Below are 12,100 nucleotides of genomic sequence, written 5' to 3'. Positions count from 1 at the left end.
TATCCACCCCAATCCAAATACTCTACCTTTATATTACAGGATAATGTTGGTTTTTGCGAAACATCACTCCAGTGAAATACCTAAAAATTCACTTAAAAAGGCTTTGTTTTGCTCCACATCAATGACGATGGAATCGCCTGCATGACTAAAGTTTTGGAATTGATAGCTACCTTCGATGGGAATCGTTGCTTTTTCAATGTTGACCTTACCTTTAGATAGCAATTTAAGCACTTGCTGCATTTCCTCAGCAGATGAATAATCGGTTGTTATATAGCCCTGTGCAGCTCCAACAAATTTTGGTAAATTTAACATGTTCGTAGGCGTTAATAGCTCTGTTTTTAAAGCCTCAATGACTTTTTGCTGACGGGCAACACGACCGAAATCTCCTTCAGCATCGTGACGGAAACGAGCATAGCCTAATAGCTCCTGTCCATTTAAATGATGAACACCTTGCTTTAACTCTACCCCAATATTTTCAGACATATCCTTTTCTACATCCATTTCCACACCATTTGGCGCTAAAATGTCCACTAATGATTCAAAGTTTTTAAAATCAATTAGGGCATAATGATGAATCGGTAAGCCAAACATATTTGTCAATGTATCCTTTAATAGCTGTACACCGTCTAGGTAGTAAGCTGTATTAAGTTTATAGGATTGATAGCCTGGGATATCTGCGTAAATATCACGCATAAAGGACACAAGCTTAATATCATTGTTTGCTTTATTCCAGGATAATACCATCATCGTATCTGTACGAGATTTTTCCTCGCCACGTGTATCGACTCCTAAAATTAAATAGTTCTCAATATCCCCTTTGATTGTATCTCCAGAAAAATCCTCCTGCGCTACTTTCGTATCATTCGCCAGCTCAAGCCCGCTGCGATATTGCATGACAGCATATCCGACGATGACAATGATACACAGTAATAATAGTGTAAAAATTGCTCTCCCTTTACGTAATTTACGTTTTTTAGGACGTTGGGAGCGTCTCGTATAATCTTGCTCTTCCATAACAACTAACTCCTCTATTTTGATATAGTTAATGTAACGATTGATTAGCTAGAAAGTTTCATTTTGGCAATCAGCTATTCCATGTTTTTCTATCTCATCATTATTTTACACCTAATTACTCAGTTTCGAGCAAAACAATGCTATAATATTTTCACAAAAGAAAGGATGATGTAAATGATCGAAAAAGCTACATTTGCTGGCGGATGTTTTTGGTGCATGGTGAAGCCATTCGTCGAGTGGGACGGTATACATAAAGTGACTTCTGGCTATATGGGCGGCCATTTAGAAAACCCAACCTATGAAGATGTTAAGGAAGGATCTTCGGGCCATTTAGAAGTGGTCGAAATTGAATTCGATCCTGCTATTTTTAGTTATGAGCAGCTCCTGGATATTTACTGGATGCAAATTGACCCAACGGATGCTTATGGACAGTTCCATGATCGTGGAGAATCCTATACAACAGCTATTTTTACCTACACAGATGAGCAAAAGCAAATCGCAGAGGCCTCAAAAGAAAAGCTTGCCAATAGTGGACGCTTTGATAAACCTATTGTAACCAAAATTCGCGATGCTGAACGCTTCTATCCAGCAGAAGACTATCACCAAGATTATTATAAAAAAGAGACGGAACACTATCAGCAAGATCGTGCCAATTCTGGCCGTGATACATTCATAACAAAGCACTGGGAACAATAATGAAAAGAGGTGTCTCACAATGGAGAGACACCTCTTTCTACGTAATAAGCACTATTACACGGAAGCTTCTAAAAACGATTGTAATGCGTCAAAGAATCGCTTACCGTACTTGTCAAATTTCACCTCACCAATACCGCTCACCTGTCGTAAATCCTCCAGTACGGCTGGCTTCTTATCACATAAATCACGCAATGTTTTGTCAGAGAACACTACAAATGGTGGCACCTTTTCTTCATCTGCAATCTCTTTGCGCAATACGCGTAAATGTTCGAATAAAGGATCGTTGTCCACCAGCTTCTTCACTGCTACAGCTTCCTTGCGCATAACCTGTCGATTGCCAAGAAGTACTTCCTTGCCATTCGCTGATACATATATGGTTGGGAATGTCCCATGCTTCACAGCAAGTAAACCTTCCGCAATTAAAAATTCAATAAAGTTCGAAACATCCTTTGAGGCATATTTTCCTTTTAAGATGCCATAGGTCGATAAACGTGCAAAGCCAAATTCCGTTATTTTTTGATTTTTGGAGCCAATCAACACCTGAGCCACCATGGTCTTGCCGAATTTTTGTCCCATGCGTACCACACAGGCTAACACCTTTTGTGCATCCTCAGTCACGTCTGTCACTGCTCGCCCATCATTGCAATTACTACAGCGCCCACAAGGCTCCTCTGGCTCTTCAGCAAAATAGGATAAAATCGCATTTTGTAAGCAGCCCTCTGTATGGCAATAATCGACCATCGTTTGGAGCTTGGCTAATTCTTGGGCTATACGTGCTTCATCCTGTGTTTGTTCAATTAGAAAACGCTGTGTTTGGACGTCCCCAGAAGCATATAATAAAATACAGGCACTCGGCAGACCATCACGTCCTGCACGACCCGCTTCTTGGTAATAACTCTCCATATTACGAGGCATTTGATAATGCAACACAAAGCGCACATTACTTTTATCAATCCCCATACCAAAAGCATTCGTTGCTACCATAATACGTGCTTCATCTTTTAAAAACCGCTCCTGCTCAGCTATTCGCAAGTCCTCTGACAGACCCGCATGATATTTCGCAACCGCTTCACCAGAGCGACTCAGCATGTCATAAATCGCGTCTACTGCTTTTCGAGTGGCTGCGTAAATAATGCCGACTTCCTGTTTATTTTGTTGTACATAATTTTTTACATAACGTTCTTTATTTTCACCAATTAGTACGGACAGCGCCAAATTTTCACGTGAAAAGCCTGTCATGACTGTCGCTTGCTCATCAATTGTTAGTAATTGGCGGATATCATCACAGACAGCTGGTGTCGCAGTGGCTGTCAGCGCTAAAACCGTGGGCTTTTGTGACCATAGTGTAAACAGCTTTTGAATGGAGCGATAGCTTGGTCTAAAGTCATGCCCCCATTGCGAGATACAGTGTGCCTCATCTACCGCTATTAACGGCACAGGTAAATAGGATAGTGCTTGCAGAAAGGATACACTTTCCAATCGCTCAGGCGCAATATAGAGAAGTTTTAAATAACCTGCGCTCGCTAGTTGCATCGTTTCATCTACTTCCTGTGCCGACAACGTACTGTTAATATAGGCGGCAGGAATGTTCGCCGCACGTAAAGCCTCCACCTGATCTTGCATCAGAGATATAAGGGGGGAAATGACAATAGTTAACCCATCTAGCATTAATGCAGGAATTTGATAGCAAATGGATTTCCCTCCACCAGTTGGCATGACACACAGGCTCGACTGCCCTCGTAATGTTTGTTCTATAATTTGGGCTTGTCCTTGGCGAAAGGCTTCATAGCCAAAATGATGCTGTAGCATTTGTCTTGCTTGCTCCATGCAAAGTTCACTCCTCGTTTGTTAGACGAAGTAGCATGTACTCGCCCTGTTCATTTTTTTCGATTTCATACAGTATGATGGAATGGGCAAGTGCCTCCTGCCCTGCAGCATTCGTCAAAACATATTCCGTTTTAGCACGTAGAATAAGATGCTGGCCTTCTATACGAATAGCTTGAATATCGGTATTAGAGAAATGGATCTTTGCTTGTTTGGAAGCATAATAAGCAACCATGCTATTCAAGGTCTCTTGTAAATCCTCTGTTCCGACAATTGGTTTCATGACACTCGCATCCTGAATGGCCACAGCCGCCTTTAAATGCTTATGGAACGTATCTAAAAACAGCTTGATTTCATCTGTATTATACGCAAACACATTCTCACCATATTGCTCAATTGCTTGCTGTACAGCTTCTTTGTCACCTTGTTCTATATAGGGATATAAATTTTTGGATTGGGACAATCGTACACTGGCTTTCATGCCATCCTCAATCCATTTATCCACGAATGATTGGATTTCCTTCATCGGCAATATGTATGGCTGGGACTCTCCTTGCTGTTGACGATTAAAATATAGTCCAACAATGGCTCCATTTTCAGCCTCCATCACAGGACTTCCTAAAGGCATAGCTTGTTTCACATCTATATAATAGGCCGCTACCTTATCTTGATATTTCTGAATCGTGTAGGGCAAGCCATTCACATAAACGGCTAGCTGATTCAGCTCACCTTCATACGTTTTTGGCACATGCACATTCGCTTTATACGTTACTTGTAGAAGTGCTAGATTATGAGCTGTTGACATGACATGTACATTTGCTGCCATTAGCTTGTCTTGACCAAATTGAACAAGGGCCGTCGGTTTGGAAGCAACTAATGCACCATTTGTTAAAATATACAGCTGATTATCCTGCTGCTTGATAATAATGCCTGCCCCAACACCATACTCTCCGATGACTTTGACCTCTGGGACAATTTTTTCCTCTTGCTTAGTCACTGCCCCCTCTGTTTGAACCTCCGCATTTTTACTTTGAAACCAGCCTGTGCCTATTTGACTGTCACAGCCTGTAACGAGGAAAGCCGTCGCTCCTAACACGAGCATTTTTTTATACATACCTTCACCAAAACTTTCTATTCAACATTCTCTATTATCTATCATAATCAAGGATTTGTGATGTTTCAAGTTTACATAATATTATTATTTCTATAATAATGTTAGGGAAATGCGACAACACCGCTAAATATATTTCATTCTACCTATTATTATTTATGAAATACGAAATTTGCTATGAGGATTGGAGGATAACTGGACCTAAAAATAATTTTCACTAAAAAAGACATGCGCATTGCTTCACATGTCTTCTTCGATTATTTTTTTCTTAACAGTCCTGTCGATACGATAATGCCCACCATCAACAGTAAAAAGATGATATAAGTCCATGTATGATTGCCTGTGATATCATAGCAAACCCCGATCATAATGGGAATAATTGCACTCAGCATAAAGCCACCTGATAGCACCATGGATGACCAGCTATTAGCCTCCAGATCATTTTTGGCTTCATCCAGCGGTAACAATAAGCCAATTGGAAATAGACCACTTAGAACAATGCCGATTAATAAAACAGCAAGCCATAAATAGACGCCTGACGTAAGCCATAATAGCGTGAAACCAATTAATCCTACAAAGCCTAGTGCCAGTATCCATACCATTCGACTTGACCATTTTTCCATGAGCATCGGCACTGCAATATTGCCGATCATTTGCACAATAGACATAAACGTCAGCATAGCACTTGCTGTCTCTAGTGATAAGCCTTTATCCTGCAACAGCGGTGTAAGCCACGCCATCATCGAAAAAAACAGCGAGGTTTGTAAGCCAAAGTACAGTAAGATCGCCCAAGCACGTCCAGATGTCCAAGGATTACGAGCATGTTCAGTCGTCGTTATCTTTAGAACTTGTTCATTTTGCTGTGATGGTATGGCCCATAACCAAATAACTAGCGCCCCTAATGCAAGTAGAGCCCATATCCCCAGAGCGACGGTCCAGCTATTGCCGAAAATTTGATAAAATGTCACCGTTAAGGCCGCACTTAATGTAGCACCTACGCCAATGCCGAAGGAATAAATGCCAATCACAGTCGTAAAACGCTGTGGAAACTTTTTCTTAATAAAGGCATTTAAAATAGGACCAATCATCGCAATAGCTAAGCCTGCTGCAAAGCTTGTCACAATGAGCAAAGCGTAGCTTTCTTGTAAAAGGCGTAGTCCATTGGCAAGGACGAGAATAGCCACTAAAAATGTTATGGCGGATTTCGTGCCAACCTTTCGCTGAAGCGGTACAGCCAAAGGTGCAAATAAACCCATACAAAAAACGGGGATGGATGTCAGAAAACTCATACTTGTATTGGAGACATGTAAGGATGTCATCAGTACATTATAAAGTGGGCCAATCCCTGTTACTGCAGGTCTCATATTGAGTGCAACAAAAAATATACTGATGACCACTAGTATAAGTGAAAGGGTCCATTGTTTTTTTGCCATTTATTCAATATCCTCTCTACTGCCACTCAACATTCATTGCTGAAAGAGTTTGTTTATTTATTCCTCTCTCCTTTTACCATGTTTTCGATAAACGGTCAATCTTGGGACAGTTTCTTGAAAATGGCTGTTTTTTATCTTGATTCAGTAGATGTCACATATTTTCAGGTAATTCAATGCCTAATAAGGCGAATGATTCTTTTAAGACAATCGCAACACATGAACAAAGTGCTAGACGTGACGCTTGATATTCATCATCCGCTAATATTTTCTGTTGGGCATAATATTTATTCAATAAACGGGCCAATTGTAAGGCATATTTCGCTATTTGGGACGGGTCAGCCTGATCAAAAGACGTAGCTACCACTTTCGGAAACTGCTCCAGTAATAAAACAATTGGCCAAGCCTGCTCTCCTAATGGCTGGAAGGTCATCACTTCAGCTGGGGCGTTTGCTTTTTCTAAAATGGAGCAAAGACGGGCATACGTATACTGTACATAAGGACCTGTTTCACCTTCAAAATTCATCATTTGCTCGATCGAAAATTCAATATCATTGAGGCGATGGTATTTCAAATCATTAAATATAACTGCGCCAACCCCAACTTGCTGGGCTACTCGCTCCTTGTTAGGAAGATGGGGATTTTTCTCTTCGATATTACGCTTCGCCGTCGCAATGGCCTCTGCTAGCACATCTGCTAATAACACCACTTTGCCTTTACGGGTCGACATTTTTTTGCCATCCTTGAGCATCATCCCAAATGGGACGTGCTGTAGATTTTTGGCCCAAGCATAGCCCATTTTTTCGATGACTTGAAAAAGTTGTTTAAAATGGAGGGATTGCTCATTGCCAACAACGTAGAAAATCTTTTCTGGCTGGTAATGCTGTTGGCGATACAGGGCAGCAGCTAAATCGCGTGTCGCATAAAGCGTGGCTCCATCTGTTTTCGTCATTAAGCATGGGGGCATTTCCTCCATCTCCACAACATACGCCCCATCTGATTCCACTAGGAGCCCTTTTTCTTGTAGTTCTGTCACAACAGGCATCATTTTGTCATTGTAAAAGGCTTCTCCTGTAAAAGCATCAAAGTGAATTCCTAGCAACTCGTATATTGATTGAAATTCTACTAATGATACATCTCGGAACCATTGCCATAATGCCAGTGCCTCTGCATCGCCATCCTCCAACGCTTTAAAGGCGGCACGTGCCTGTTCAATCAGTGCTGGGTCTTGCTCTGCCTCTTCATGAAACTGCACATAAATCTTTAATAGCTCCTCAATTGGAGACGCTGTAATGGCTTGCTTATCACCCCAATATTGATAAGCCACAATAAGCTTACCGAACTGTGTACCCCAGTCCCCTAAATGATTGATGCGAATCGCTTGATAACCATTTTTTTCTGCAATATTTGCTAAAGCATTCCCAATGACTGTTGAACGTAAATGCCCCATCGAGAATGGCTTCGCAATATTAGGAGATGAAAAATCTAGGACGACAGCTCCCATCCCCGTTTGATTAGTTCCATATGATTGTTTTGCTTGCATGATGTTGCTTAGCACTTGTTGCGTCACTTTTTGTTGATCTAGAAAAATATTGACATAGCCTCCAACAGCTTGCACACGCTGGATATTGTCATTGTTTAATTGACTTGCTATATCCGCTGCAATAGTTTGTGGTGACTTTTTCCATCTTTTTGCTAAGGTAAAACAAGGAAATGCCACGTCCCCTAGCTCCGAGCTTTTTGGTTTTTCTAATAATGACGCAATATCATCTGCTGTTAATTGATGATTTACTACTTCTGCCATACTTTCAGCGATTTGTTTATTCATCTTAATCCTCCTCCTGTCCAAATAAAAAAGCCCCCGTCTCTAAAATTAGAGACGAGAGCATTATAATCCCGTGGTACCACTCTAGTTGCCATTTAATATGACCACTTTCCATTGTTAACGAGGTGACGCCCCGCTATTCTCTACTACTTGTTCGAGAATCTTCTCCAAAGTGCGCTTCATTCATGGGTTCTGCATTAGGCTCACACCAACCCTAACTCGCTTGCCAGTTGTCCATCAATTACTCTCTTCTTCATCGAATTTTTCTATGATTTTGACATATATTACAGGACTTCCTTATTGGCGTCAACCATTTTTAAAATATAATGACGGTATTTAGCAATTGAAATTTTCAAAGCGTTATCAAACGAGACTAGGCTAAACATCTTACAGTGGCTGAAGGAACCTGAGAAACATTTCCCAAAAGTGAGTATCGAAGGAGGCGTATGTGTTGGTGATATTCAGGAGAAAGCTAAAACTTCTCAATCAACCGTTTCTCACTACTTAAATATGATGCAAAAGGCTGGACTTCTCGAATCTTTTCGTCCTGGTCAATGGACATATTATAAATTAAAAGAAGAAACGATTCATCAAATTGCCTCGTTTCTTGTATCAGATACCCAAAATGATTAAAATTGGGTTTCTGTTTAAAATGCCATATCGATTATTCACGATAAATAGATACGTTATAGTTATTAGGTTTCGTATACATTTGCACAATATATCGAAATTTCTCGATATATTGATATAAAGGAGTGATGTTTTTTGATTATGAATAAAGAAAATGCATTTAGCAATAAACATAAAATTTTAGCCTTCACATTAACCTTATTAACGTTTGTCATGGGAACAAGTGAATTTGTTATTGTAGGATTATTAACGGAGGTCTCTACAGATTTAAGTATACCAATTGCCACAGCTGGTTCCTTGATTTCTGGATTTGCTATCGCCTATGCGATTGGTACACCCATCTTAACCGGTTTTGTTAGTAGATTTGCAAAATATCCACTCATGTTAGTATTGATTTCCCTCTTTATACTTGGAAATATTGTAAGTGCCCTCTCTAGTTCCTATGGTATTTTAATAACTTCCAGAGTTGTTACGGCTGTTGTCAGCGGCGTACTTACAGCATTCGCCATGTCCATAGCGAATGATAGTATGCCAAAAGAAAAAAGATCCTCTATCATTGCTTTCATATTTGCGGGCTTTACCATTGCCAACGTCATGGGTGTACCTCTAGGAACAATGGTTGGACAATGGAGTAATTGGCACATGACATTTTGGTTAACGGCAGCTTTAGGCGGGATTGCCTTTATCATCAGCATGTTTGTGCTACCTCGAAATATCAAAGCAACAAAAAGTTCACTATCAGAGCAATTAAGTTTATTTAAGCAACCTAAAATCATTCTAGCATTCTTCATTCCTGTTTTTACGATTGCTGGAACATACACAATCTATACTTTTATTACGCCAATTTTACAACAAAAACTTGGTATTGAAACGAAATACATAGGTATTGTTCTCTTAATCTATGGCTTCTTTTCAATCTTTAGTAATCTTTTAGCTGGCAAGATTGCTCAGCATAACGGTTTAGGTAAATTGCGCTATACGTTCATTATTCAGGCCATTATCTTATTTACTCTGTATTTTACGATGTCCTCTATATGGTTAGGGCTACTGACTATTATGTTAATGGCTGTCATGCTATATGCTGTTAATGCAACTGTCCAACTCTACTTCATGGATTTAGCTGAAAGATATTCTCCCTCTGCAAAAGACTTTGCATCCTCATTAACCCCTGTAGCTGTTAATGTGGGGATTGGCATTAGGTTCTGCAATAGGAGGATTTGTCGTAGCTTCTGGCAGTCTAGACAAACTTTCGTGGGCTGGTGGAATCTTAGCGCTCATAGCCTCAGTGTTAACATTTATGAGCTATAGATTAAATCAAAAGGATCAAATTTAATACTTCCGTTTAACACTATATGTAAAGGTTGCTTGAAACAAAAGGAGATCTCTGACTGAGTGAGGCTGCCCATAGTGGAAATCAACGGCTTTATATTATTGTAAAATAAAAAAACTGTAGGCAAACGCTCAAATTTTTCGAGCTTGTCTACAGTCTGAAACATTCCTCAAGAAGAGGAATGCTTCTTTTCTACATAATGAATGACATCAGCCATGATGGCGTACATCTCTTTTAATTTTAATTTCTTATTGTCTGAAATTTTCTTTGCTACTTTTTCAGTGACAATTCCTTTTTCCATTAATGTATCCCAGCTAGTCGCATTGGATTCACCAATGAGGACATCAGCCAAATATTGAGCCATCTCATCACGTTCAATGGCTTCTTCGCCATTATTATAAACTTTATTGATGACAGTTTCGAGCTGATCACTCATACCTGCTGCACTTTCTCCACCAGCTCGTAGCATACTCTCTTTTAACATTTTAGCAAACTTTATTTTTGTCGCCTGGCTGTCCACTTTTAAATCATTATCATAACCACCCACCACTAGGCCATAGTTAATGAGTGTTTGAATAGCTTCATCATACCATTTCCCTTGATATGGGTACTCCATAGAAAATGAATCAACATAGGCTCCCTGTTTGTCGAGCTGTTTTCTTAACGTAGCAATGAACTGTTTATCCTTGCTCATATCTCTAAAGGTTACATCCTCTTCCGTGACTAGTGCAGCCGCAGTCCCAGCCGCTTCACCTGTCACCATCCCTGTCGGAACAATGCGCGCACTACCTGCCGCCAGTGATGAATACCCTGCAGAGCGTCCAACCACCAATAAGCCATCAATGTCCTTCGGTACTAATGAACGGAAAGGAATAGCATACTGCTTTGGCGCTGCAATGACATACCCATAATCATGCGGCGTTTGTGCTTGCACATCGACTGGATAAGAAGCAATCCCAATGCTATCCCATTGGTCACTATTTTTCCACAGGTCAGCCATCGTTAATTGATATTCCGCCCAAATATGTCTCGTTTCTCTTACATAAAGTTCCTCTGGATAGCTAATAATTTCAGCCTTTTCAAACCCTGGAAAATTCGCTTGTAAATATTCTAGAATGTGTAACGTTTCTTTCTTTCCTGCGACAATAGCAGCTTGTTTCGAGTTATCATTTAAGCCATCAATACCAAAAATCTGTAATGCATTAATAAAATATTCATCATCTACACGAGCTAAGTTTAACCCTCTTAATCTTGTACCCTCTTGCAAAGGCTTGTATTCATCATGGAGCTTTGTAAAGCCCCACATCACGGTATGATTCAAATTAGCACCGCCAAACACATCGGATTTAGCCGCTTTTTTTACTTCATCCCAATCGACATTTTTCAAATGCAACATTAATGTCACAGCCATGCGTTTATCTTTTATGCCAATATCTTCTCCTCCCACAAAGAAAGGAACGTTGGACATGGCCGCAAAATCAGCATCCTGCGTGGCATCTATAAATGATTTCCCTGTCACTACATATGTACCGTACTCATTTTTTAATTCCACTGACGTTAATTGTTGTTGATGAACATTCGCTTTCACGACCTCGGTTTGCACCGACAAGGTTAAATTAGGTTCTTCATCGATCAGTTTTTTAAAGGCAGCCTTAGCACCAACAATGCCAAACGCATCTTTCCCTGTCACCAGCTCATGCCATTCCTTAAAAATACCTTCACTAATTGAGTTGTTACGACCATCACGCGGAATATCAAGGAAATTCAACATACCGTATGTAAATAATCCACCTAACTCTTGTCGTTTTTCTACCAATAAAGTTTTAGCACCATTTCGTGCCGCAGCCACTGCCGCAGCTACTCCCTCAGGTTCACCACCAATGACAATGACATCATACTCTGTCTCTATATTTTTGATTGGCTCTGGCTTTTTATACTCATCCACTAATTTATTGTATGCCATAGAGTTCGTCATTTCTTTTATAAAATAGTAGCTTCCAAACCCAAGTAAAACTACTATTACACAAGTGGCTGTCCATAATAAGCCCTTACCCATAAAGTACCTCCGATAACTAATATTTCCACAAACATGTTTATTTTATCATCATTTCCGCCTCTTGGAAGAGCTGAATGTCCTATTTTCTGTGCATCCATATGAAAGCATGTCTGTAAAGCTAACTAAAACGCCTCATCTACGGAATTCTTTGGTTTGAAAGGATTCACCTAAACTCATGAATGTA

The 12,100-nt window shown here is 40.1% G+C and carries 9 protein-coding genes and 1 other annotated feature; of the genes, 3 read left to right on the top strand and 6 right to left on the bottom strand.

Annotation, left to right across the window (positions count from 1 at the left end; all coding sequences use genetic code 11):
- Positions 1 to 63: 63 nt before the first annotated feature.
- On the bottom strand, positions 64 to 1,014 hold the full coding sequence (locus tag AC6BKE_RS18840) for an LCP family protein (protein ID WP_036126458.1): 951 nt from the start codon (positions 1,012 to 1,014) through the stop codon (positions 64 to 66).
- Between the two features lie 174 nt (positions 1,015 to 1,188).
- On the opposite strand from AC6BKE_RS18840, the gene msrA reads away from it, so the two are divergent.
- Positions 1,189 to 1,710, top strand: a complete 522-nt coding sequence (gene msrA, locus AC6BKE_RS18835; protein WP_089933578.1) for a peptide-methionine (S)-S-oxide reductase MsrA — start codon at positions 1,189 to 1,191, stop codon at positions 1,708 to 1,710.
- Positions 1,711 to 1,764: 54 nt separating this feature from the next.
- Here msrA and recQ read toward each other — a convergent pair whose 3' ends face one another.
- From recQ to argS, 4 genes are all read right to left on the bottom strand, one after another.
- Entirely contained in the window at positions 1,765 to 3,537 is a 1,773-nt protein-coding gene (recQ, locus tag AC6BKE_RS18830; protein WP_058844424.1) for a DNA helicase RecQ, read from the bottom strand.
- 7 nt (positions 3,538 to 3,544) lie between these two features.
- Positions 3,545 to 4,648 carry a hypothetical protein gene (locus AC6BKE_RS18825; RefSeq protein ID WP_058844425.1) on the bottom strand — a complete coding sequence of 368 codons (1,104 nt, stop codon included), beginning with the start codon at positions 4,646 to 4,648 and terminating at the stop codon, positions 3,545 to 3,547.
- A gap of 254 nt (positions 4,649 to 4,902) precedes the next feature.
- The gene (locus AC6BKE_RS18820) at positions 4,903 to 6,078 is read right to left on the bottom strand and encodes an MFS transporter (RefSeq protein WP_499857660.1); all 1,176 of its coding nucleotides are present in this window, start codon (positions 6,076 to 6,078) and stop codon (positions 4,903 to 4,905) included.
- Between the two features lie 151 nt (positions 6,079 to 6,229).
- Entirely contained in the window at positions 6,230 to 7,903 is a 1,674-nt protein-coding gene (argS, locus tag AC6BKE_RS18815; RefSeq protein ID WP_499857659.1) for an arginine--tRNA ligase, read from the bottom strand.
- A 44-nt stretch (positions 7,904 to 7,947) separates the two neighbouring features.
- Positions 7,948 to 8,166 (bottom strand) — a binding site (T-box leader).
- A gap of 76 nt (positions 8,167 to 8,242) precedes the next feature.
- On the opposite strand from argS, the gene AC6BKE_RS18810 reads away from it, so the two are divergent.
- Together AC6BKE_RS18810 and AC6BKE_RS18805 are read left to right on the top strand one after the other, a co-directional pair.
- A complete protein-coding gene (locus AC6BKE_RS18810; protein ID WP_499858324.1) occupies positions 8,243 to 8,533 on the top strand; it encodes an ArsR/SmtB family transcription factor in 291 nt (96 codons plus the stop codon).
- A gap of 138 nt (positions 8,534 to 8,671) precedes the next feature.
- On the top strand, positions 8,672 to 9,838 hold the full coding sequence (locus tag AC6BKE_RS18805; protein WP_499858323.1) for an MFS transporter: 1,167 nt from the start codon (positions 8,672 to 8,674) through the stop codon (positions 9,836 to 9,838).
- A gap of 191 nt (positions 9,839 to 10,029) precedes the next feature.
- Here AC6BKE_RS18805 and AC6BKE_RS18800 read toward each other — a convergent pair whose 3' ends face one another.
- A complete protein-coding gene (locus AC6BKE_RS18800) occupies positions 10,030 to 11,916 on the bottom strand; it encodes an FAD-dependent oxidoreductase (protein WP_499857658.1) in 1,887 nt (628 codons plus the stop codon).
- Between the last annotated feature and the right edge of the window lie 184 nt (positions 11,917 to 12,100).

The organism is Lysinibacillus sp. COL-1 (genome assembly GCF_059814265.1).
Note: the sequence above shows the minus strand (reverse complement) of the source record. Positions and strands in the feature narration are given on the sequence as shown.

Bases quoted from the DNA above. Each gene is read 5' to 3' on its own strand.
- msrA (WP_089933578.1), top strand. From the start codon at position 1,189: ATGATCGAAAAAGCTACATTTGCTGGCGGATGTTTTTGGTGCATGGTG.
- AC6BKE_RS18820 (WP_499857660.1), bottom strand. From the start codon at position 6,078: ATGGCAAAAAAACAATGGACCCTTTCACTTATACTAGTGGTCATCAGT.
- AC6BKE_RS18825 (WP_058844425.1), bottom strand. From the start codon at position 4,648: ATGTATAAAAAAATGCTCGTGTTAGGAGCGACGGCTTTCCTCGTTACA.
- AC6BKE_RS18800 (WP_499857658.1), bottom strand. From the start codon at position 11,916: ATGGGTAAGGGCTTATTATGGACAGCCACTTGTGTAATAGTAGTTTTA.
- AC6BKE_RS18805 (WP_499858323.1), top strand. From the start codon at position 8,672: ATGAATAAAGAAAATGCATTTAGCAATAAACATAAAATTTTAGCCTTC.
- AC6BKE_RS18840 (WP_036126458.1), bottom strand. From the start codon at position 1,014: ATGGAAGAGCAAGATTATACGAGACGCTCCCAACGTCCTAAAAAACGT.
- recQ (WP_058844424.1), bottom strand. From the start codon at position 3,537: ATGGAGCAAGCAAGACAAATGCTACAGCATCATTTTGGCTATGAAGCC.
- argS (WP_499857659.1), bottom strand. From the start codon at position 7,903: ATGAATAAACAAATCGCTGAAAGTATGGCAGAAGTAGTAAATCATCAA.